At 64.1% G+C, this 21,590-nt stretch carries 24 protein-coding genes and 2 pseudogenes; 14 read left to right on the top strand and 12 right to left on the bottom strand.

Going from position 1 to position 21,590, the window contains the following annotated elements; genetic code table 11:
* Positions 1 to 104: 104 nt before the first annotated feature.
* From CVM73_RS22255 to CVM73_RS22245, 3 genes and pseudogenes are all read right to left on the bottom strand, one after another.
* Positions 105 to 721, bottom strand: a pseudogene (locus tag CVM73_RS22255) (MFS transporter); the annotation flags it as partial.
* A 344-nt stretch (positions 722 to 1,065) separates the two neighbouring features.
* Positions 1,066 to 1,224 carry a hypothetical protein gene (locus CVM73_RS40440; RefSeq protein ID WP_167406981.1) on the bottom strand — a complete coding sequence of 53 codons (159 nt, stop codon included), beginning with the start codon at positions 1,222 to 1,224 and terminating at the stop codon, positions 1,066 to 1,068.
* Between the two features lie 19 nt (positions 1,225 to 1,243).
* Entirely contained in the window at positions 1,244 to 1,618 is a 375-nt protein-coding gene (locus CVM73_RS22245; RefSeq protein ID WP_100233997.1) for a PRC-barrel domain-containing protein, read from the bottom strand.
* A 95-nt stretch (positions 1,619 to 1,713) separates the two neighbouring features.
* Here CVM73_RS22245 and CVM73_RS22240 point away from each other — a divergent pair.
* The 5 genes and pseudogenes from CVM73_RS22240 to CVM73_RS22220 all read left to right on the top strand — a co-directional run.
* Positions 1,714 to 1,996 (top strand): annotated as a pseudogene (locus CVM73_RS22240) (thiamine pyrophosphate-requiring protein); the annotation flags it as partial.
* 8 nt (positions 1,997 to 2,004) lie between these two features.
* The gene (locus tag CVM73_RS22235; protein WP_100233996.1) at positions 2,005 to 2,232 is read left to right on the top strand and encodes a hypothetical protein; all 228 of its coding nucleotides are present in this window, start codon (positions 2,005 to 2,007) and stop codon (positions 2,230 to 2,232) included.
* 115 nt (positions 2,233 to 2,347) lie between these two features.
* Positions 2,348 to 2,935: a phosphatase PAP2 family protein gene (locus CVM73_RS22230; protein WP_100233995.1), complete on the top strand. Its 588-nt coding sequence runs from the start codon at positions 2,348 to 2,350 to the stop codon at positions 2,933 to 2,935.
* Entirely contained in the window at positions 2,932 to 3,279 is a 348-nt protein-coding gene (locus CVM73_RS22225) for a DUF3147 family protein (protein WP_100233994.1), read from the top strand. The genes CVM73_RS22230 and CVM73_RS22225 overlap by 4 nt, the downstream gene beginning before the upstream one ends.
* A complete protein-coding gene (locus CVM73_RS22220; protein WP_100233993.1) occupies positions 3,279 to 3,767 on the top strand; it encodes a DUF3147 family protein in 489 nt (162 codons plus the stop codon). Before CVM73_RS22225 ends, CVM73_RS22220 begins: the two co-directional genes overlap by 1 nt.
* Here CVM73_RS22220 and CVM73_RS40435 read toward each other — a convergent pair.
* Positions 3,764 to 3,931, bottom strand: a complete 168-nt coding sequence (locus CVM73_RS40435) for a hypothetical protein (RefSeq protein ID WP_167406980.1) — start codon at positions 3,929 to 3,931, stop codon at positions 3,764 to 3,766. The two genes, CVM73_RS22220 and CVM73_RS40435, sit on opposite strands and share 4 nt — an antisense overlap.
* 172 nt (positions 3,932 to 4,103) lie before the next feature.
* Here CVM73_RS40435 and CVM73_RS22215 point away from each other — a divergent pair, with 172 nt between their 5' ends.
* On the top strand, positions 4,104 to 4,352 hold the full coding sequence (locus CVM73_RS22215; protein ID WP_158237598.1) for a hypothetical protein: 249 nt from the start codon (positions 4,104 to 4,106) through the stop codon (positions 4,350 to 4,352).
* A 138-nt stretch (positions 4,353 to 4,490) separates the two neighbouring features.
* Here CVM73_RS22215 and CVM73_RS22210 read toward each other — a convergent pair whose 3' ends face one another.
* From CVM73_RS22210 to CVM73_RS41160, 3 genes are all read right to left on the bottom strand, one after another.
* Positions 4,491 to 4,694, bottom strand: a complete 204-nt coding sequence (locus tag CVM73_RS22210) for a hypothetical protein (RefSeq protein ID WP_100234049.1) — start codon at positions 4,692 to 4,694, stop codon at positions 4,491 to 4,493.
* Positions 4,695 to 4,764: 70 nt separating this feature from the next.
* Positions 4,765 to 5,055, bottom strand: a complete 291-nt coding sequence (locus CVM73_RS22205; RefSeq protein ID WP_146006645.1) for a hypothetical protein — start codon at positions 5,053 to 5,055, stop codon at positions 4,765 to 4,767.
* Positions 5,000 to 5,197: a hypothetical protein gene (locus tag CVM73_RS41160; RefSeq protein WP_100233991.1), complete on the bottom strand. Its 198-nt coding sequence runs from the start codon at positions 5,195 to 5,197 to the stop codon at positions 5,000 to 5,002. Before CVM73_RS41160 ends, CVM73_RS22205 begins: the two co-directional genes overlap by 56 nt.
* 93 nt (positions 5,198 to 5,290) lie before the next feature.
* Here CVM73_RS41160 and CVM73_RS22195 point away from each other — a divergent pair, with 93 nt between their 5' ends.
* The 5 genes from CVM73_RS22195 (at position 5,291) to CVM73_RS22165 (ending at position 14,947) form a co-directional block, all read left to right on the top strand.
* Entirely contained in the window at positions 5,291 to 5,803 is a 513-nt protein-coding gene (locus tag CVM73_RS22195; RefSeq protein ID WP_100234048.1) for a DUF4142 domain-containing protein, read from the top strand.
* Positions 5,804 to 6,195: 392 nt separating this feature from the next.
* A complete protein-coding gene (locus tag CVM73_RS22185) occupies positions 6,196 to 12,489 on the top strand; it encodes a HAMP domain-containing protein (protein WP_100233990.1) in 6,294 nt (2,097 codons plus the stop codon).
* 13 nt (positions 12,490 to 12,502) lie between these two features.
* On the top strand, positions 12,503 to 13,990 hold the full coding sequence (locus tag CVM73_RS22180; RefSeq protein ID WP_100233989.1) for an HWE histidine kinase domain-containing protein: 1,488 nt from the start codon (positions 12,503 to 12,505) through the stop codon (positions 13,988 to 13,990).
* A 359-nt stretch (positions 13,991 to 14,349) separates the two neighbouring features.
* The gene (locus tag CVM73_RS22170) at positions 14,350 to 14,607 is read left to right on the top strand and encodes a hypothetical protein (RefSeq protein ID WP_100233987.1); all 258 of its coding nucleotides are present in this window, start codon (positions 14,350 to 14,352) and stop codon (positions 14,605 to 14,607) included.
* A 94-nt stretch (positions 14,608 to 14,701) separates the two neighbouring features.
* Complete coding sequence (locus tag CVM73_RS22165) at positions 14,702 to 14,947, top strand: hypothetical protein (protein WP_100233986.1); 246 nt, start codon at positions 14,702 to 14,704, stop codon at positions 14,945 to 14,947.
* A 126-nt stretch (positions 14,948 to 15,073) separates the two neighbouring features.
* On the opposite strand, the gene CVM73_RS22160 is transcribed toward CVM73_RS22165, so the two are convergent.
* A complete protein-coding gene (locus CVM73_RS22160) occupies positions 15,074 to 15,295 on the bottom strand; it encodes a hypothetical protein (protein WP_100233985.1) in 222 nt (73 codons plus the stop codon).
* Between the two features lie 115 nt (positions 15,296 to 15,410).
* Here CVM73_RS22160 and CVM73_RS22155 point away from each other — a divergent pair, with 115 nt between their 5' ends.
* Positions 15,411 to 15,605 carry a DUF3072 domain-containing protein gene (locus CVM73_RS22155; RefSeq protein ID WP_100233984.1) on the top strand — a complete coding sequence of 65 codons (195 nt, stop codon included), beginning with the start codon at positions 15,411 to 15,413 and terminating at the stop codon, positions 15,603 to 15,605.
* A gap of 88 nt (positions 15,606 to 15,693) precedes the next feature.
* Positions 15,694 to 15,999 carry a DUF6496 domain-containing protein gene (locus CVM73_RS22150; protein ID WP_100233983.1) on the top strand — a complete coding sequence of 102 codons (306 nt, stop codon included), beginning with the start codon at positions 15,694 to 15,696 and terminating at the stop codon, positions 15,997 to 15,999.
* 12 nt (positions 16,000 to 16,011) lie between these two features.
* Here the strand turns inward: CVM73_RS22150 and CVM73_RS22145 are convergent, their stop codons facing one another.
* Positions 16,012 to 16,374 carry a hypothetical protein gene (locus CVM73_RS22145; protein WP_100234047.1) on the bottom strand — a complete coding sequence of 121 codons (363 nt, stop codon included), beginning with the start codon at positions 16,372 to 16,374 and terminating at the stop codon, positions 16,012 to 16,014.
* Between the two features lie 272 nt (positions 16,375 to 16,646).
* Positions 16,647 to 18,188: a Do family serine endopeptidase gene (locus CVM73_RS22140; protein WP_100233982.1), complete on the bottom strand. Its 1,542-nt coding sequence runs from the start codon at positions 18,186 to 18,188 to the stop codon at positions 16,647 to 16,649.
* A 212-nt stretch (positions 18,189 to 18,400) separates the two neighbouring features.
* On the opposite strand from CVM73_RS22140, the gene CVM73_RS22135 reads away from it, so the two are divergent.
* The gene (locus tag CVM73_RS22135) at positions 18,401 to 19,237 is read left to right on the top strand and encodes a universal stress protein (protein ID WP_167406979.1); all 837 of its coding nucleotides are present in this window, start codon (positions 18,401 to 18,403) and stop codon (positions 19,235 to 19,237) included.
* 20 nt (positions 19,238 to 19,257) lie between these two features.
* Here CVM73_RS22135 and CVM73_RS22130 read toward each other — a convergent pair whose 3' ends face one another.
* On the bottom strand, positions 19,258 to 19,470 hold the full coding sequence (locus CVM73_RS22130; RefSeq protein ID WP_100233980.1) for a hypothetical protein: 213 nt from the start codon (positions 19,468 to 19,470) through the stop codon (positions 19,258 to 19,260).
* A gap of 180 nt (positions 19,471 to 19,650) precedes the next feature.
* Positions 19,651 to 21,525 carry a putative bifunctional diguanylate cyclase/phosphodiesterase gene (locus CVM73_RS22125; RefSeq protein WP_245452403.1) on the bottom strand — a complete coding sequence of 625 codons (1,875 nt, stop codon included), beginning with the start codon at positions 21,523 to 21,525 and terminating at the stop codon, positions 19,651 to 19,653.
* Between the last annotated feature and the right edge of the window lie 65 nt (positions 21,526 to 21,590).

The raw sequence follows: 21,590 nt of genomic DNA, 5'->3' as shown, positions 1-21,590 counted from the left end.
TTCGCCTGGTGCTTGCGATCAGTCTAGCCGGACTTTTGCGGCGCAGTCACCTCTCCTCTTCTTGGGCCTCATCTCGAAGCTCGCAGCTCGGGTAGCTAGCCGACCTAATGCCCCTTTGCTGGCGCTCTCAAATCGATCGGGCGCAGCACCGCCGCCGTGGGAATCATCAGGATCGCGACGATCGCGAGCATCCAGAACACGTCGATATAGGCGAGCAGGTCGACCTGCTGCTGCAAGGTGCGGCCGACCCAGGCGATTGCCTGTGACGCCGCATCGCTCGCATTCGAGCCCTGCGCCTGGAAGTAGCGCGTCATCGCGTCGATGGTCTGCTGGTGGCCGAGATCGGACGGCGCGGCGTGCTCGATCAGGCGGCTTTGGTGGAATTGCTGGCGCTGCGCCAGAATGGTCTGCGCCAGCGCCACCCCCAGGAGCCACCGATGTTGCGGGCAACGTTGATCAGGGCGGAGGCCTGATTGGTCCTGTCAGGCGGAACGCCGTCATAGGATGCTGTCGTCACCGGCAGGAACAGGAAGGGAAGACCGAGTGCGAGGAAAATGCGCGACAGCGCAGCGTAACCGTAGGTGATATCGCCGGTGAGCCCGGTGAGATGCCACATCGAGAAGGTGACAATGGCGGCGCCGAGCATGATGAGATATTTCGGCTGCACGACAGCGACGAGGCGCCCCACCACCGGCATCAGCACCAGGGTCGCAATACCGCCGGTCTCGCAGCGACGGCGTTGTCGCCGGCTTCTCCGACTGAGCCTTGGCATCCAGCGCCTGATCTGGAGAGATCCTTGGAGCTTCTTTCGTCCGCAGCTGCTGCTCCGCGGATGGCCCACGCTCCCGTGTCTGAGCATCCACGGCTGATACCTTTCCCGGGATTAGACCGGCGGCAAGCGGTCGGGCCGGCCTGCACGCCGGGAGCCCAACCGCAGGGCCGGAGCATGGTTCCGCCCTGCAACAGCAGCGCTGTCATTTCGTGATCGCACGGCTCAAACAAAAAGGCGGCGCGCGGCATCGCCGACGCGGCGCTCATCTCAATCGACTGCAATGGGACGCATCTTCAGTGCGTCTTCGTCTCGTGCCACTTCTCGAGATCGGGCTTCACTTCGTCCGACCTCTGTTCCTTCTCGGGATTGCCCTTCCAGGGCTTGTCGGTCTGTCGGTGCGAACCCCAGTCGCTCTGCTGCCGGGGATCGTCATTGGGCCGTTCCTTGCTCATCGATCTCCCTTTCTCTGTCTCAAGCGAAGGGAACGCCGTAATAGGAATTGATGCCGCGCACTGCGGCGTCGTCACTCCAGTTCCAATCGCTTCGTGCGCCGTATTTCGGCGCGCCTTGCAGTTCCTTCGTGGTAATGCCGGTGACGTAACCACCAAGCTCGGTGTCGTATTTCAGCGACTGCCAAGGCAACGGATAGTGGTCGTTGCCGAGTCCAAGGAATCCACCAAAGCCGAGCACGGCGTATGACACCTGGCCACTGATCTTGTCGATCATCACGCGTTCGATCGAGCCGATCCGGTTGCGATCGGCGCCATAGACCGATGTCCCCTCGACCTTGTCGCTGCCGATCAAACGGCCCGTCTCACTGCGATCCAGTTCGTTTTGATTCAACATCGAAAACTCTCCACTCAGCCACGTGTAAAACCAACCGGATAGGCGCGCGATCGTTCCGGTGCATGTTCCCCAAGCGGGTCGGGAACATCGCACGAAACGGGCGGTTCTCTGAGTTCGCCGAGTTGGTCGGCCTGCGCGGCACCTTCGTCGATAGCCCCAGCTGCTCGGCTCGGCCTGGGAGCAAGCGCTGGCGAGTGAGATGCCCGTCGTGCTGGAGGTGAAAACCGATCCCGAGGTGCCGCCGCTGCCACCGCATATCACGCTCCAGCAGGCGAAGAATTTCTCGCTCGCTCTAATGAAGGGCGATCCGAACGAGAGCGGATGATCAAGGGAGCAGCGCAGCAGGTGCTCGAATCGATCCTGCCCGGACAGCAATGAGGTGAACCATGGGCGACTTCCGCGATATCCAGCACGGCGTCAACGATCCCGTCGACGGCGTCGACGTGAAGTGGCAGTTCAACGACAACCGAACGCCGCATGAGCGGGCGCAGCGTCATGCCGACGTACGGGCCGAGGCAACCGCTGCGCCGGCCGAGCCGTTTCTGCCCGAGCGGCTTCGACGCAAGCCGACTGATCCCATCAATCCGCGGACCGGCCGGAATCCCACGGATTGACCGTTAGAAACCTCGGCCGCGGCGGCGTGTTGATCGGCGCAACGCGCGGCAGGAAGCTGCGCACCACTCGGAGGGACCGGACCATGAAACGGACCATCATCGCCCCGGCGGACCGATGGCGCTCGTAACAGTCAAACCCACCCGGATCGATACGACGATCGCGAACGAGATCGCACAAAACACCAACTCAGGCCTCGAGCACGCCGCCCAGGCAATGACCTGGGGTGCCGACGAGCATGTGCTGGTCGCACTCGCTGCGGCGGGATGGATCTACACCCGGCTCCGGCATCCGCAGCAGCGTCCCGTTGCCGATCACGTCCTGGTGGTCTCGCTGGTGACGGCCGTATTGCCGCATGTCTTGAAATCCCTCTTCGATCAGACGAGGCCCGACCGGCTGACGGTGAGCGGCCACTGGCGCGGCGTTCCTTATTCGGGGCGCCCGCGCGACGCGTTTCCTTCAGGTCACGCTGTGCATATGGGCGCCCTTGCCTCGGCCGCCGACCTGTTGCCGCCAGCCTCGCGCCGCTTGGCGCGCTCGCTGGCCGTAGCGCTGTCGCTGACGCGCGTGGCGCTGCTCGCGCACTGGACCAGCGACGTGGTGGCAGGCTTCACGCTCGGCATCGTGGTCGAGCGACTGTTCAGGCCGTTCACGCTGGCGACGTCAGAGCAGCAGCGGCCCGAAGCCTCGCGGGTACGGCCATGACGGAATATCTCGTGCGCTTCGTCGCCGGCGGTCTGATGGTATCCGTCTTCGCAATCTTCGGTGATATGCTGCGGCCGAAGAGCTTTGCCGGGCTGCTCGGCGCGGCGCCGTCGGTCGCGCTGGCCACCCTTGGCATCGCCGTGGTCCAGCACGGCCCGCAATATGCCGCGGCCGACAGCTGGACGATGATCTATGGCGCCATCGCGCTCGCCTGCTACAGCCTCGTCGTCTGTCACCTCCTGATGAGGTCCCGTCTCGGCGCGCTCCCCGCCACAATCCTGGCCTTTGCCGTATGGCTCGTGGTCGCCTTCGGTCTGCTCGCCGGTTTGGGAGGTGCCGCCTGATGCCGATTAAGCTATCGTCATCGGTGCTGAAAGAGACGCGATGGTACGAATACGCCATTCGCTTCGTGCTCGGCGGCTTCGCGACAGTGCTCGCCGGAGTCATCGGCTCGCAATTCGGCGTTTCTGTCGGCGGGCTCTTCCTTGCACTTCCAGCCATCTTCTGCGCCAGCGCGACGTTGATCGAGAGCCACGAGCGGCATGCCAAGGAGGAGGCCGGCCTGAGCGGGCGGTGTCGCGGACAGAAGGCCGCCGCGCTCGATGCCGCAGGCGCGGTACTCGGCAGCATCGGCCTCGCGGCATTCGCCGCCGTCTTCCATGCCACCGTCGGGGCAAGCGTCGCATTCGCTTTCATCGCCGCGTTGACTGTCTGGGCGATCGTTTCCGTGTCTGCCTGGTGGCTCAGGCGCAAGCTTCGCATTGTCAGGCACGAATCTCGCCGATCAGCCCATTCGCCATCGGCAGCTGGCTCTCGCTTCGTGAAGCCCTAGCTCGCTTTCGCCCGCGTCGAAGTCCGCGATTGCGGCGGCTTGAGGCCGGGGCTGTTGGCCCAGCGTTCGACTTCATCGATGACCTTCTGATGGCTTGGCCGCACCGGCTCGGGCGCTTCGGGCTCTTCGGAAAGCTTGCGAGGTAACCTGACTTCGTCCGTCATGCCTCTCTCCCTTTCGGGGAGAAATGCACCATGGCAGGATACGTTTCAAATATAACCCATTGATTACGCTATATATTTTTACTCAATTGGAGAGTTTGCCGACTCTGGCGGAACTCCCGCCAAGTTGGTTCGTTGAGTAAACTACTCAACCTACTCAATCTGCGTGATCGCCATGAACGACCTTCGCGCCGAGCGCCTTCAGGTCATGCTCTCGCCGGAAGAGTTGGCCGCCATTGACGATTTCCGGTTCAAACACCGCATGCCGACGCGGGCGGCAGCAGTCCGCGAGCTCCTCAAGTTCGGACTGGCCGCTGTGGGCGTCGATGCCGCCGCCGGCGTGAAGTCAAGCAGCTTCGGCGTGTTCGGCCGCGGGCCTGACGGACATACTCAGGGGGATCCGGAGAGCGGCAGCGGCGGCTGACGCGAAGCCCCTTCCACAAGCAAACGGCCCCGGCACGGGGTGCCAGGACCGTCCTTGGAGATTGCTTCCGGCGCACCGGGGGCATGACAACCGAAAGCAATCCGCCGACTCTTCGCGGGAATTCGTTCCTCGTGAGAACTAGCCTGTCGCGTCGCTCGAGCCGTCCGGCATCACGCCGGATCCTGGCGTCTTGCTATTGTCGTTCAGCCTGGGATCGCGCGTCGCTTCGCGCGAGGGCGAGCCTTTCGGATCCGTCTTGTGCACGGACTGTGCACGCTGCTTGTCGCGCGGCTGCTCCTCCGCACGCTTGTCCTTGACGATGCCTTGGTCGGAATGGGCCATGATGGACTCTCGCTTCACCTGGTGTCTCGGAGCGCTTACGCACTGCGGCCTCGAATGTTCCGATGTAGCGCTAACTGCGCGCCGCGTGGACAGCAGCAGATGCGTTCTCGAGATGAACCTGCCGCACCGTCGTCACTGTCGCGAACGCGACCGAGACGCCAAAGGCGAGAATGAGGGAAAGAAGAGCCAGACGTGGAGCCATCGCCAAAACCTCCTTCTGAAACTGGAAATCGACGCGATCGACGGTTCCCGGATGATCCCAAATCAGTTGCTTGCCTTCCGTGAGCGCGGTCTCACACGTGGATTCACACGCCTCGCTTCGGGGCAGCAATGTGGAGCGAAACGGGCGGGATTTCGCCATCGAGCCAATCCTGCTCGTTCGCGAGCGCCAACCAGGCTTCGGCCATGCGCGAATAACGCTTGTGCGCGGGTTGTCCGTCGGCTCGCTCGGCAAGCTGAAGACAGTTGTCGGCGTTATCCCTGAAGATGTCAGACTGTTTCATGTGGGGGACGTGGGGACGGAACTCTCGCGCCGCAACCCGCTTACCGGATCGTAATGCTCGGGGAACTTCGCACGTCGTTCGTCATTGATGCCGATGCGAGTTGTTGCCGTAATCATCCAGGCATTCATCAGCACCGCGGCGCTTGCCGACAGCACCGGCGAGCGAAAGCTTGGCGAACCGTCACCGACGGCGGCTGAGGTTATCGGCAGCGTCTACAATTTCAGCCGATTTCAACAGGGTCTTCTTGAGAACACCGACCTCAAGGGCAATGCGGAGGTGAAGAATCTCGCCGCCCTGCGCGCCGAGGAAGCGGCCAAGCGCGACAAGAGTCTGAAGGAGATCCAGAAGGCAATTGGCGCGGAACTGCACGTCGGCAGAGCAACATCCTCGACCGCAAGCCTCGTCGAGCCCGAAATGTCGGATGGCCCAACCTACGTCAGAAGCTTCTATGCCGCGCAGATTCCCGAATACGAATCGATCATCAGCCTGCTTGAGCGCTATCTGAAGGCGCCCGACAATACAGCGCTCGCAGCGTTCGCGCGCGAACAGCTCCCGATGCTGCGCTCGCAGGTCAGGGACGCGGAGCGCACCATGGCGGACAAGTAGCCGTCTATTTGTCGTTCGGGTGATGTTGCTGGCTCTGCGGCCGCACCGTGCGGTCGCTCTCCGGCATCCTGTCACGGCCCGCATCGCCATTGTCGTCCTTGCCGCCCGAAGATGACGTGCCGCTGCCGCTCGGATTCGATCGGCTGGCCGTCCCGGTGGTCGGCGTTTGCGCCTGCGGGCTGGCAGAGCGGCGGGCCCACGATTGCATTTCCTTCTGAGTGGCTTGGAACCAATCCGGAGGATCATCGTTACTTTAGCCGGGCTGAGCAAAGCGGGTTCCATTTCCTAGCGCTGCACCTTGGCGCTTGATTTCGAATTTGGCTGACGCTCTATTTCATTTCGACCAAACGCGTCTTGCCTCGGATTCGGCCGACGCCTGCGGGGGAATCAGTATGAGCGACCTCGATCCCGGAACTGCATCACGCTCCGGTCGTCGCGTCCCAAAGCCCAAAACCAACGGTACGGAGCCGGATTCCCGGGCAGAGCTTTTGCTCGCCTTGCAGGCGATGCGCAGCGGTGACTTTTCGGTGCGCATGAGCGGCGACTATCTCGGCATCGACGGCAAGATTGCCGACACTCTTAACGAAATCATCGCCGCCAACCAGCGCATGGCGCAGCAACTCGAGCTGGTCGGCCAGGTTGTGGGGCGCGAAGGCAAGACCCGCCAGCGCGTGAAGTTCGGCCTCGCCTCAGGCTCCTGGGCCGACATGGAAGGTTCCGTCAACACGCTGATCGACGACCTGTTGTGGCCGACGCGCGAGGTGACGCGCGCAGTCGCAGCCGTCGCACAAGGCGACCTGCTCCAGACGGTCAAGCTCGACGTCGATGGCCGTCCGCTCGGCGGCGAGTTTTTGCAGTCGGCGACCATCGTCAACACCATGATCAAGCAGCTCGGCGTGTTCACCTCCGAGGTGACGCGCGTCGCGCGCGAGGTCGGCACCGAGGGCAAGCTCGGCGGCCAGGCCCAGGTGCCTGAGGTGACCGGCGTCTGGAAGGACCTGACCGAGAGCGTCAACTCGATGGCGAACAACCTGACCAACCAGGTTCGCAACATCGCCGAGGTGACGATCGCGGTCGCCAATGGCGACCTTTCCAAGAAGATCACGGTCGACGTCCGCGGCGAGATCCTTCAGCTCAAGGAAGCCATCAACACGATGGTGGACCAGCTCCGCTCCTTCGCCTCCGAGGTGACGCGCGTGGCGCGCGAGGTCGGCACCGACGGCAAGCTCGGCGGCCAAGCGATCGTGCCGGGCGTCGCCGGCACCTGGAAAGATCTCACCGATTCCGTCAACGCGATGTGCGGCAACCTGACTGCGCAGGTGCGCAACATCGCCAACGTCACGACCGCCGTGGCGCGTGGCGACCTCTCGCGCAAGATCACGGTGGACGTGCGCGGCGAGATCCTGGAGCTGAAGGACACCATCAACACCATGGTGGACCAGCTCAACTCGTTCGCTTCGGAAGTGACGCGCGTGGCGCGCGAGGTCGGCACCGAGGGCAAGCTCGGCGGCCAGGCCCAGGTGCCGGGTGTGGCCGGCACCTGGAAGGACCTCACCGACAACGTCAACTTCATGGCCTCGAACTTGACCGCGCAGGTCCGCAACATCGCCGATGTCGCAACGGCCATCGCGAGCGGCGACCTGTCGAAGAAGATCACGGTGAACGTCTCGGGCGAGATCCTTCAGCTGAAGGAAACGCTCAACACCATGGTGGACCAGCTCAACGCCTTCGCCGGCGAAGTGACGCGCGTCGCCCGCGAGGTCGGCACCGACGGGCGGCTCGGCGGCCAGGCCAACGTGCTCGGCGTCGCCGGCACCTGGAAGGACCTGACCGAGAGCGTCAACTCGATGGCCTCGAACCTGACCGCGCAGGTCCGCAACATCGCCGAGGTGACGACGGCGGTTGCCGGCGGCGACCTCTCGAAGAAGATCACCGTGGACGTGCGCGGCGAGATCCTGGAGCTGAAGGACACCATCAACACCATGGTGGACCAGCTCAACGCCTTCGCCGGCGAAGTCACGCGCGTGGCGCGCGAGGTCGGCACCGAAGGCAAGCTCGGCGGCCAGGCGGTGGTGCGCGGCGTCGGCGGCACCTGGAAGGACCTCACCGACAGCGTCAACTCGATGGCCTCGAACCTCACCGGCCAGGTCCGCAACATCGCCGAGGTCGCGACCGCGGTCGCCAAGGGCGATCTGTCGAAGAAGATCACGGTGAACGTGTCGGGCGAGATCCTTCAGCTGAAGGAAACGCTCAACACCATGGTGGACCAGCTCAACGCCTTCGCCGGCGAAGTCACGCGCGTCGCCCGCGAGGTTGGCACCGACGGCAAGCTCGGCGGCCAGGCCGGCGTGCCCGGCGTCGCCGGCACCTGGAAGGACTTGACCGACAGCGTCAACTCGATGGCGGGCAACCTCACCGCCCAGGTCCGCAACATCGCCGAAGTCGCGACCGCGATCGCCGGCGGCGACCTGTCGCGCAAGATCACGGTGGACGTGCGCGGCGAGATCCTTCAGCTCAAGGACACGCTGAACACGATGGTCGACCAGCTCAACCGCTTCGCGGGCGAGGTGACGCGCGTGGCGCGCGAGGTCGGCACCGAAGGCCGCCTGGGCGGTCAGGCCAACGTGCCCGGCGTGGCCGGCACCTGGAAGGACCTCACCGACAGCGTGAACTCGATGGCCGGCAACCTCACCGCCCAGGTTCGCAACATCGCCGAAGTGACGACCGCGGTCGCGCGTGGCGACTTGTCGCGCAAGATCACCGTCGACGTGAAGGGCGAAATCCTCGAGCTCAAGAACACCATCAACACCATGGTGGACCAGCTCAACGGTTTTGCCGGCGAAGTGACGCGCGTGGCGCGCGAGGTCGGCACCGAAGGTAAGCTCGGCGGCCAGGCCGAGGTGCCCGGCGTCGCCGGCACCTGGAAGGATCTCACCGACAACGTCAACTTCATGGCCTCGAACCTCACGGCCCAGGTCCGCAACATCGCCGAGGTCGCGACCGCGATCGCCGGCGGCGACTTGTCGAAGAAGATCACGGTGGACGTGCGCGGCGAGATCCTGCTGCTCAAGGACACCTTGAACACCATGGTCGAGCAGCTCCGCTCCTTCGCCGCCGAAGTGACGCGCGTCGCGCGCGAGGTCGGCACCGAAGGCCGGCTCGGCGGTCAGGCCGTCGTGCCCGGCGTCGGCGGCACCTGGAAGGACCTCACCGACAACGTCAACCTGCTCGCCGCGAACCTCACCACCCAGGTCCGCAACATCGCCGAAGTCACTACTGCGGTCGCGCGCGGCGACCTCTCGCGCAAGATCACCGTCGACGTGAAGGGCGAAATCCTCGAGCTGAAGAACACCATCAACACCATGGTGGACCAGCTCAACGCCTTCGCCGGCGAAGTGACGCGCGTGGCGCGCGAGGTCGGCACCGAAGGCAAGTTGGGCGGCCAGGCCCAGGTGCCCGGCGTCGCAGGTACGTGGAAGGACCTCACCGACACCGTGAACCTGATGGCTGCGAACCTGACCGAGCAGGTGCGCGGCATCGTCAAGGTGGTGACCGCAGTCGCCAACGGCGACCTCAAGCAGAACCTGACGATGAAGTCGCGCGGCGAGGTCGCCGCCCTCGCCGACACCATCAACAACATGACCGAGACGCTCGCAACCTTCGCCGATCAGGTGACGTCGGTGGCGCGCGAGGTCGGCGTCGAGGGCCGGCTCGGCGGCCAGGCCAACGTGCCCGGCGCCGCCGGCACCTGGAAGGACCTCACCGGCAACGTCAACCTTCTCGCGGCCAACCTCACCTCGCAGGTGCGCGCGATCGCGGAAGTCGCGACCGCCGTGACCAAGGGCGACCTGACGCGGTCGATCCAGGTCGACGCCCGCGGCGAGGTCGCCGAGCTCAAGGACAACATCAACACGATGATCACGAACCTCCGTCTCACGACGGACGTGAACACCGAGCAGGACTGGCTGAAGACCAATCTCGCCAAATTCACCAACATGCTGCAGGGCCAGCGCGACCTCGCCACAGTGGGCCGGCTGCTGCTCACCGAACTGTCGCCGCTGGTAAACGCCCACACCGGCGTGATCTATCAGGTCGAGAGCGAGGACAATCCACAGCTCCTGCTGCTCGCCTCTTATGCCAGCGACGGCGTCTATCCCTATCAAAGCGTGTTGCAATTCGGCGAGGGCCTGATTGGCCAGTGCGCGCTCGACAGGCGCCCGCGGGTCGTCGCGGACATTCCGACGGACGTGGTGCCGATCAATTCCGCATTGTTCCGCGTCGCCCCAAAGAACCTCGTCGTGCTGCCGGTGCTGTTCGAGGGCCAGGTCAAGGCCGTGATCGAGCTCGCCTCGCTCGTCTCCTTCACGACCTCGCAGATGACGTTCCTGGAGCAGCTCACCGACTCCATCGGCATCGTGCTCAATTCGATCGAGGCGACGATGCAGACGGAAGGTCTGCTCAAGCAGTCGCAGCAGCTCGCCGGCGAGCTGCAGACCCAGCAACGCGAATTGCAGCAGACCAACGACCAGCTCGAGCAGAAGGCGCAGCAGCTCGCCGAGCGCAACGTCGAAGTCGAGCGCAAGAACCAGGAGATCGAGCAGGCCCGCCGCGCGCTCGAGGAGAAGGCGACCGAGCTCGCGCTGACCTCGAAATACAAGTCCGAATTCCTCGCCAATATGAGCCACGAGCTGCGCACGCCGCTGAACTCGATCCTGATCCTCGGGCAGCAGCTCAGCGACAACCCGGATGGCAACCTCTCGGCCAAGCAGGTCGAATTCGCCCGCACCATCCACGGCGCCGGCACCGACCTGCTCAACCTCATCAGCGACATTCTCGATCTCTCGAAGATCGAGTCCGGTACGGTGACGGTCGACGCCGAGGAGATCCTGACGGCGAACCTGCTCGAGACCGTCGGCCGGCCGTTCCGGCACGAGGCAGACAACCGCAATCTGTCGTTCAAGATCGACGTCGATCCGAACCTGCCGCGCAGCATCGTCACCGACTCCAAGCGCCTGCAACAGGTCCTGAAGAACCTGCTCTCCAACGCCTTCAAGTTCACCGCCGAAGGCGAAGTGCGCCTGAAGGTCGCCGGCGCGGTCGGCGGCTGGGGGACCGATCACCCGGTGCTGAACTCTGCGCCGGCCGTGATCGCCTTCGAAGTGTCCGATACCGGCATCGGCATTCCCCTGGAGAAGCAGAAGCTGATCTTCGAGGCGTTCCAGCAGGCGGATGCCGGCACCAGCCGAAAGTATGGCGGCACCGGGCTCGGGCTCGCGATCAGCCGCGAACTCGCGAGCCTGCTCGGAGGCGAGATCCATCTGCGCAGCGCGCCGGGCAAGGGCTCGTCGTTCACGCTTTACCTGCCGTTGAAATATTCCGGCCCGACACTCGCGCCGCGCGCCGCGCCGGCGTCACAGCAATACGGCCAGCCGCCGGCGCTGCAGCCGGCCACGCCCGACCAGCAGCGCGTCATCGAGCAGCTTCCAGACGACCGGCTCAAGCTCGAGCCCGGCGACACCATCCTCCTGATCGTCGAGGACGATCCGCACTATGCACGCGTGCTGGTCGATCTGGCCCGTGACAAGGGCTTCAAGGTTCTGATCGCCGCCCGCGGCGCCGAAGCGCTGGATCTGGCCAAGCAGTACCAGCCGACCGCCGTCTCGCTCGACGTGTTCCTGCCCGACATGCTCGGCTGGACCGTGCTGAGCCAGCTCAAGCACAATCCGCTTACCCGCCACATCCCCGTGCAGATCATTACGCTCGACGAGGACCGCCAGCATGCGCTGGCGCGCGGCGCGTTCTCCTTCGTCAACAAGCCGACGACGACCGAGGGCGTCTCGGCCGCACTGACGCAGATCAAGGAATATGCGCGGCCGCGACGCAAGCGGCTGCTGATCGTGGAGGACAACGAGGCCGAGCAGCTTTCGATCCGCGAGCTGCTGCACCACGACGACATCGAGATCCTGGCTACGGATACCGGGGCCGGCGCGCTCTCGACGCTGCGCGAGCAGCCCTGCGATTGCGTGGTGCTCGACCTCAGGCTGCCCGACATGAGCGGCTTCGAGGTGCTCGACCAGATCCGCAACGACGAGGCGCTGTCGAACATCCCGGTCGTGGTGTTCACCGGACGCGAGCTCTCGGCGGAGGAGGATGCCGAGCTCCACACCATGGCGCGCAGCATCGTGGTCAAGGGCGTGGAATCGCCGGAACGCCTGCTCGACGAGACTGCGTTGTTCCTGCACCGCGTGATCACGGAGCTGCCGATCGAGAAGCAGCGCATGCTGGAGAAGCTGAACAGTTCCGACGAGGACCTGATCGGCAAGACGGCCCTGCTCGTCGACGACGACGCCCGCAACATATTCGCGCTGTCGAGCGTGCTGGAACGACGCGGCATGAAGGTCCTGACGGCGACGACCGGCAGCGAGGCGGTGGCACTGGTCGAATCCAATCCGGAGATCGCGATCGTGCTGATGGACATCATGATGCCGCAGATGGATGGCTATCAGACCATCGGCGTGATCCGCGAGAACCCGGGCTTCGCCCGTGTTCCGATCATCGCGTTGACCGCCAAGGCGATGAAGGGCGACCGGGAGAAGTGCCTGGAAGCCGGCGCGTCCGACTACCTCGCCAAGCCCGTCAACACCGACCAATTGCTGCTTGCGATCCGCATGTGGCTGCACCGCTAAGTGGGATCCGCGAATGGACCACGAAAAGGTCAACATCCTCCTCGTCGACGACCAGCCCGCCAAGCTGCTCGCCTATGAGGTGATTCTGAAGGATCTCGGCGAGAATCTCGTGATCGCCTCCTCGGGGCGCGAGGCGCTGGAGGTGCTGCTCAAGACCGAGATCGCGGTGATCCTGGTCGACGTCTGCATGCCCGAGCTCGATGGTTTCGAGCTCGCCGCGATGATCCGCGAGCATCCGCGCTTCCAGAAGACCGCGATGATCTTCATCTCGGCCATCCAGGTCAGCGACATCGACCGGTTGCGCGGCTACGAGATGGGCGCGGTCGACTACGTGCCGGTACCGGTCGTGCCGGAAGTGCTGCGCGCCAAGATCAAGGTGTTTGCCGAGCTCTACCGCAAGACGCGCGAGCTCGAACGGCTGAACCACGAGCTGGAGGATCGCGTCCGCGCACGCACCGCTGAACTGGAGAGCTCCACCGCGAAGCTGCGCGAGAGCGAGCAGCGGCGCAGCATGGCGATCGCTGCCGGCAAGATGGGCTCTTGGGACTGGGACTGGATCAGCGGCGATTGGATGTGGGACGAGGGGCAATACCGCATCTTCGGCGTTGGTCCGGAGGGCTTCGAGGTCAATCCGGCCAACGTTCAGGCGCTGCTGCACCCCGATGACGTCGATCAGCTGCGCAAGGCGATCGCCGAATTCAACAAGGGCACACGCGCCTATGAGACAGAGTTCCGCATCGTGCGGCCCGACGGCGAGGTGCGCTGGTGCGTCGGCACGGCGGCCGCGACAGTCGACGAGAGCGGGCGCGTGGTGCGCGTCAGCGGCGTCACCGTCGATATCACCGAGCGCAAGCGCGCCGAGGAGCGGCAGAATCTCCTGGCGCGGGAAGTCGATCATCGCGCCAAGAATGCGCTGGCGCTAGCGCAGTCGATCGTGCGCCTCACGCGGGCCGACGAGGTCAAGGCCTATGTCAACGCCGTCGAGGGACGCATCAATGCGCTGGCGCGCGTGCACACCATCCTGTCGCTGTCGAGCTGGCAGGGCGCCGAGCTCTCCAGGCTGATCGACGAGGAGCTTGCGCCCTATTCGCTCGGGGACCAGATCAGATTGGCAGGTCCCGAAGTTCAGTTGCTGCCGGCAACAGCCCAGACGCTGGCGCTCGCACTGCACGAGCTCTTCACCAACTCGGCAAAGTATGGCGCGCTCTCGACTCGATCGGGGCGGCTCGCCATCGATTGGCAGGTCGAGAACGAGCTGCTCACGCTGAACTGGGAGGAATCCGGCGGTCCGCTGGTCATGACACCGAAGTCGCGCGGCTTCGGCACGCGGAGCCTGCTTGCGAGCATCGAGTCCCAGCTTGGCGGACAGGCGCAGTTCGATTGGCGCGCCGAGGGCCTGTTGTGCCGGCTGGAGGTGCCGTTGACACGCAAGATGGCGACGACCACACCCGGCAAATTCGACACCGCCGGCTCCGCCGAATTGCAGCGCGCATCCGGTTAACCGGACGCTGCGTTCGTCACGCGCCGGGCCATCCGCGGTTCGCGCGCGACGCGTCCTTCGAGCCAAGCTTCCGTTCGGGCGAGATCACGCAGCGCCCCAGCGTAGCGGCGAGCCGCGCTCCGCTCCGCGCCACGCGGAAGCTTGCGCGCTTTGCGCAGGATGTCGGCGGCCGCATTGCGATAAGCCAGCGAGCGGTAAAGAAAGACTACCTCACCCATATCGATATTCCCGTTTTGATGGCACCCATCCTCGCAAGCCCGGCATGAACGTCGGATGAAGCTAGTGATGACAAATTCCTTCAATCGGATGGAACCAGGGAATTGCGCGTGCGTTGGCATGCCAGTTCGGGATGCAGTCCCATGCGCACCAAGAAGTCGTCTGAGCTGATCTCTGCCAGCGGCCTTATCAAGCTGATGACGCATGCAATGATGGGCGCAGCCCTCGGCCTCACCTTCAGCCTCACGCTCGTCCTGTCCAATCCAGCCGTGGCCAACCTGCTGAACAACGGCGGAAGCCAGGCCGCTGCGGTCTTCGCCCTCACCTTGGTGACGACGTTCGCGATCGGCGCGACGCTCACCGGCGTCGTTTTCATGCTTGCAGAGGACAAGCAATCTTGAAACGTGCGTGACGCGTGGGGGATGCTTTGTTGGGAACTCCTGCGGCGAATAGCGGTTGGCTGCCTGCGTCAATTCAACTCAGGGAGTTTCCCGCATGAAGACGACCAAGCTCGCTCTCGCCGTGATGTTGGCAACCGGCCTAGCCGCCGCGCCGTTCGCCGCCCAGGCCAAGTCGCATAAGGCCAAGCATGGATCCTCGATGTCATCGTCGCAGCAGACCACCGGCGCCAATATCAAGTCTTCCAAGGGCGCAGATCCCTCCGGCCAAGGCGGCTCTGGTCCCGGCTCCGATCAGGGCGGCACCATGACGAAGAAAGGCGGCATGACCAACACCAAATAGGCGCTCCCAGGAATCTATGAAGGGCTCCGCCATTGCGGGGCCCTTGTCTTGAGGGCTGGACGCTCCAAGCCGTAAGCATCGGCATCCACGAGCTTTCGGCACTCGCGCTGCGCACTTCCAAATATCTCAGCGGCGCCGGATCGCTCGTACGGGATTGTCAACTGTCTTCACGGGACGAACGCGCACCCGGTCGCGGACATCAGGCAGAACGTCGCTGCCGCCAGCCGCCCTCCATTCGCCGATCAGGAGGTTGATTTTCCGGCGCAGATCCATCTGCGCCAGAGCCCTTTCTGTGCAGTCGCAGCCGCGCTCGACGAGGTCGCGCACCGACGCCTCGACGTCGGCCATCTCAAGCCTTAAGGCTCTGATTTTACGTCGAATTTCATTAATCCTGTTGTCCATGGTTTGTTAGAACAAAATAAGAACATATAGTCAAGTCACGATTTCAGGACGGAGCAGCGACATGCAGGTTCAAGGTAAATACGACGCCAGGGTTTTTCTGAGCGAGCAGATGACGCGAGCGCAGGGCCTCAGGCTGAAGCGGCTGAGCGAAGAGGCCTATCAACCCACCCAATATGCACGGGATCTGTCCTTCAGCGAGGCCGCACGGCGCATCCAGGCTCTGGAAGCGGAGATCGAGCTGGCGAATTCCTTCTAGGCTGCGGCTCGCGCGTGGAACGTTGCATCCGCGCTCCCGGAACCATGACCGTGCCGAATGGTTTTTCTTCGGCCAAGGGAGAACATGCATGGCACGCAAGGCAAAGAAACGCCGCTACTCACGCAGCTCCGGCAGCGATGTCGAGAGCGAGATGCGGCGCTACAAGAAGGGCACCGCGAAGAGCGGGCGAGGCGGACGCGGCGGCCGCGTGAAGAGCCGTAAGCAGGCAATCGCGATCGGACTGTCGAAGGCACGCAAGAAGGGCAAGAAGGTCCCGAAGAAGGCTTCGAAGCGGAAGAGCGCCAAGAGAACGTCCAAGACATCGTCGAAGAAGACATCGTCGAAGAAGACATCGTCGAAGAAGTCGTCGAAGCGCAAATCCAGCAGGCGCTGACGCTGACCAGTCTCAGATCATGCTTCCCGGCATGAAGCAGCGGATCGAAATCCCGAACGCAGTCTTCACCGGCCACACCATGGTGCGGCCGGCCCGGTTCGGCTCGGTGATGACGGCTTCGTCCGGCACCTCGATCCACTGTCCATCGAGACGCACGCGGTAACGCCCGTTGTGCGACTCCCAGTCGGGATCGGCAACGGCGAAACCATCCGCATCCGAGCAGCACGGACCGAGATGGCTGCGCAGGCTGTCGAACCATGGCTTCAGGGGCGAGTCGGCGTAGCGGCCGTCGTCGCGCCCGAGCGCGCTTCCGTCCCAGAGCAGCAATGGCACCAGGAGCAGCGCACTGTTCAGCGAGAGCTTCAATCGATCCATGTCGGCACCGATCAAATGTGAACCACCGGCCAGTTCCACAAAGCGCCGGGAAGGTTCGAAGTTCCACGCTTGCAACTCGACTCTGCGGCTGCGTTGCAGCAGAGCACAGAGGCACCCCGGAACTGTGACCAGCGAACACGGCTTTTTCGGACGCACCGGGTGATCATCCCTGCCGTTAACGAGAATGTTATCGGGATTTGGCGAGCCTGATTACATCTGCGAAAGGCGGCCCGAGGGCCGCCTTTCCGGACGTGTACCGGTCGAGCTTCGCCTTACGCGAGCGGCACCGCGACGAAGCGGGTGGCATCTGCGCTTCTGACTTGCAGCAGAACGCTGCGCTTGCCCGACGATTTGGCCTGCGCCAGCTCCGAACGCACCTCGCCGACATTGCTGACAGCCTTGCCACCGACATTGAGGATGACGTCGCCGGTCTTGATGCCGCGCTGCGCCGCCGGCCCTTCCGGGTCAACTTCGGTGACGACGAGGCCCTTCTGGCCGGCGCCCTGCACCTCACCGGCCGGAGCCAGACCAAGCCCGAGGCGCGGCGTGCCGGCGCCCGGCTGCACCTTGCCGTCATAGGCCTTGTTCTGGGCCTGCTGTTCGTTCGGCAGCTCACCGAGCGCCAGGGTCACCGTTTTGCTGTCGCCCTTGCGGAAGACATCGAGCTTCACGGACGTGCCCGGCGCCAAGGTGGCGATGGTGCGGGCGAGATCGCGGGAGTCCTTGATCGTGGTGCCGTTGACGGCGGTGATGACGTCACCCGCCTCGATGCCGGCCTTCGCCGCCGGGCTGCCAGCTTGCGGATTGTCGACGATCGCGCCGCGCGCCTCCTTGAGGCCGAGGCTGTCGGCAATATCCGACGTCACGGGCTGCACCTGCACGCCGAGCCAACCCCGGGTGACCGCGCCCTTGTCCTTCAATTGCGCGACGACGAGCTTGGCGGTCGAGGCCGGAATATCGAAGCCAATGCCGACCGAGCCACCCGAGGGCGAGAAGATCGCAGTGTTCACGCCGATGACGTTGCCGTTCATGTCGAAAGCCGGGCCGCCGGAATTGCCCTTGTTGATGGGCGCATCGATCTGGATGAAGTCGTCATAGGGACCATTGCCGATATCCCGGCCGCTGGCCGAGACGATGCCGGCGGTCACAGTGCCGCCAAGACCGAAGGGATTGCCGACCGCGACCACCCAGTCGCCGATGCGCGGCTTCTGGTCGGAGAACTTGACGAACGGAAAGTCCTTCTTGCCGTCGACCTTGATCAGCGCGAGATCGGTCTTCGGATCGGTGCCGACCACCTTCGCGGTGTAGGTCGTGCCGTCGTCCATCGTCACCTGCACGGACTCGGCGTGGTCGACGACATGGTTGTTGGTCACGGCATAGCCGTCCGCGGAGATGAAAAAGCCGGAGCCTTCGCCCGTGATCATCTGATGACGCTGGCGCGGCATGCCGTTCGGGCCGCCCGGGAAGCGGAAGCCGAACTGCCGCGAGAACTGGTCGAACGGCGTGTCCTCGTCCGAATCCATCCGGTTCTGCTGCAGCATCGCGCTTTTGTCATTGTCCTGGTCGATTCTGACCCGCACCGAGATCACCGCGGGTTTGACCTTGCTGACCAGGTCGCCGAAACCCGGCGGCGTTGCGACGGCTTCCGCAGCATGAGCCGGCGCAATGAAGGAGTTCATCCCGAACGGCGAAGGGCCCGGGGCAATTGACAGGGCGGCCACGCCCAGCGCGGCCACGGTGCCGAGCAGCGCGAGCCGGCGCGGCCTCAAGATCTTGCGAGACGTGGTAGTGTCGGAATTGACGCGATCGTTCATGTCGAAATGTCCATGTTGAGATGGTGTCGCCTTGCCCTCAACATGGTCGCTGCTACCTTACGGCGTCCCGTCCATCCGATTAAATCTCGGCAAAGAATGGGTGAGCGGGCGCAGCAGGCAAATCGTCGCTGGCCGTTTTGATGCAGCTCAACACGGGGCCTTCGCGCAGTGAAAAACTGCAACCATCGGATGATGTCCATTGGAGGCGCGCCATGTACAAAGACATTCTCGTCCACATTCCCACCGAACGTCCCATGCGTGCCGTGATCGAGGGCTCGATCTCGCTCGCGGCGAACCTCAACGCGCATCTCGACGCGGTCGCAGTCGGCTATGTCGCAACCAGTGCAGCTTACGTGATGGAGGGCGGCGCGGCGGTGGCGGCCGTGTTCGAAATGGAACGCGAGCGCGCCGTGGAGCGGGCCGAGGCCGCGCTCGCGGTGTTCAAGAGCGAAGCGACGAACGCCGGCATCTCCTACGCCTGCCACGCACTCGGCGCGATTCCGGCGGATGCAGCCGGCTCGCTCGGTGAGATGGCGCGACTGCACGACCTCAGCGTCGTGCTCCAGCCTGATCCATCGCAAGGCTCGTTCGACAACGACGTGCCACGCGAAATCCTGTTCCAGGCGGGCGGCCCGGTGCTGTTCCTGCCCTACACCTTCCGTGGAGCCTTCAAGGCGAACCGGATCGGCATCTGCTGGGACGGCAGCCGCCTCGCCGCCCGTGCTGTGCGCGACGCAGCACCGTTCCTGGCCCGCGCCGCAGAGACCGTGATCATCACCATCAACGAGACCGACGCCGCCTCCAGCGAAGCTTCAGCGAGCAGTCTGGCAAAACATCTCCGCCGGCGCGGACTGGCGACCCGCACGGTCGCCCTATCGGCAACACGCGCCGACATTCAACCGACCATCCTGTCGCTGGCGGCGGACGAGGGTCTCGACCTCCTGGTGATGGGCGGCTACGGCCATTCGCGGTTGCAGGAGCGCGTTCTCGGCGGCGTCACCCGCGCCATGCTGGAAGCCATGACGGTCCCGACGCTGATGTCGCATTGAGGCGTGCCGGCTTGGCGCCATCACGCCGCGACGGGAGCTTCCCATGTCGCGGGCGCGGCGGCGTCCTTGTCGCGTTGCACATTGCAGGCGTCGAAATGCGCCTTGAGTTCGATTTCGGCGAGATGCTCGAAATGCTCGGCCTGGCCGAGGAGTTCCCAGTTCTGGAGCGGCCGATAGGCCGCCTGCTGACGAAAGAGGGACGCCAGCGCCCGGTAGCGACGTACGTTCTCCATGAGACCCTCCCTCGCATTGCTATGGGTTATTGCCCTGATTTGCGTCAGGTCGATGGCGGTTGTGCAAAAGATTTGCTGCGCTCCCGCATCTGAACTCGGCTCGTTCTTGGGACCTGCGTATTCAGGCCAAAGCTCCAAATAGAATCCACCGACGCCCGGAACCCCGCCACAGGCCGGACGCTAGGCGTAGAGGCGGCGCTCCACGGTCACGCCGACCAGGTCGAGATAGCGTTCGATCAGGTCGGGCCGGCCGACGAGATAGCCCTGCATCTCCTCGCAGGCCTCCCGCGCCAGGAAGGTCCGCTGCGCTTCCGTCTCCACCCCTTCGGCAATGACCGGAATATTCAGGGCGTGCGCGAGGCCCAGGACCGCGCGGACAATCTCGGCCGATTGCGGCGTCGCCTCGAGATTGGAAATGAAGCTGTGATCGATCTTGATCTTGTCGAACGGGAACGACTGCAGATAGGACAGCGAGGAATAGCCGGTGCCGAAATCGTCCATCGCAATGCGGATGCCGAGCGCCTTCAGCCGCCGCAGCAGATTGAGCGCACGCGTGAAATCGCCGATCAGCACGCCCTCGGTGATCTCGACCTCGAGCCGCGTCGGCGCAAGCCCCGTCTCCAACAGGATCTGGTGGATCGAGCGCTCGAGATCGCCGGCCTGAAACTGGACCGGCGACAGATTGACGGCGACTTGCAGCGGCCGCGGCCAGGATGCCGCCTCACGGCACGCTTCGCGCAAGATCCATTCGCCGATCTGGACGATCAGCCCGTTCTCCTCGGCGAGCGGAATGAACTGGTCCGGTGGCACGAAGCCCCGCACCGGGTGATTCCAGCGCAGCAGCGCCTCGAAGCCGATGACCTCACCATCCACCCGCGCCTGCGGCTGGAAATAAACGAGGAGCTGGTTCTGCTCCAGCGCCTGGCGCAGATCGTGCTGCAATAGCCTGCGGTCGCGCAGCTCCTGGTCCATCTCGGATTCGAAGCAGCGAACCCGGCCCCTGCCCTCGCGCTTGGCACGATAGAGGGCTGAATCGGCATTGGCGAGCAGCGTCGCGGCGTCCACGCCGTCGTCCGGATAGAACGCGACGCCGACGCTGAGGCCTACGTGGGAGATATGGTCGTCGGCCTCCAGCTCCTTGCCGCTCGTCTCGACCAGGCGTTCAGCCAGCGCCAGAACGTCCTTACGGCGTGTGTTATCGGGCATCAGGATCATGAACTCGTCGCCACCGATGCGGGCGACGAAGGCGCCTTCGGCTTCCGTGGCAAGTCGGTCAGCTGCCCCCCGCATCAGCATGTCGCCGACGGGGTGACCGAATACGTCGTTGACCTCCTTGAAGCGGTCGAGATCGAGGCTCAGCACGGCAAAACTGGTCGCCGCCTCCTGCGCTCGCTCCAACCGGTCGCCGAGCGCCGCGTTGAAGGCGCTGCGGTTCGGCAGATCGGTGAGCACATCATGATGCGCGAGATGGCTGATGCGCTGCCGGGTGGTGACGCGCTCCGTGACGTCCTCGATCACGCCAACCAGATATTGCGGGTCCCCGTCGCCATCTGTGATCAGCATTTTGCGTGAATTGACGACGCGGTCGCGGCCCTTGACGCCCACTTCGAGCAGATGCTCCTCGAGGAACATCGGCATGCCGCTCGCGATAACCAGGCGGTCCTGCTCGGTGACCATGCGGGCCACGTCCGCCGGAAAGATTTCCTCGGGCGTCCTGCCCAGCATCTGCTCGCGCGGCAGGCCATAGTAGATCTCGCCGGCTCGGTTGAGCAGGATGTAGCGCGAACTCGTCGCGCATTTCGCGAACACGGCGATCGGGATGCTCTCGATGATGATATCCAGAAACTCGCGGGTCCGCAGCAGTTCTTCTTCGGCGCGGTCACGCGTCTGCGCGGGGCCCACGAGCGGACGGTCGCACGTCTCGTAAGCCGCACTGATGAGCTCGCCCAGTTTGCTCAAATCGACCTGCTCTGTCGCGTTGATCGCGCAACGAAGCTGCTCGGCGAACAAGCGATGCATGCTCACGTAATTGTTCACGTCGCATTGAGGCAGCATGCCTGAAAATTCCTTTAATCCGAAATCACCGCGCTCTCGTGCGTTCCTAAACCATAGATTGAACC

The organism is Bradyrhizobium forestalis (genome assembly GCF_002795245.1).
GTDB classification, from domain to species: Bacteria; Pseudomonadota; Alphaproteobacteria; order Rhizobiales; family Xanthobacteraceae; genus Bradyrhizobium; species Bradyrhizobium forestalis.
The sequence above is the reverse complement of the archived record's forward strand: the minus strand, read 5'-3'. Positions and strand labels throughout refer to the sequence as shown.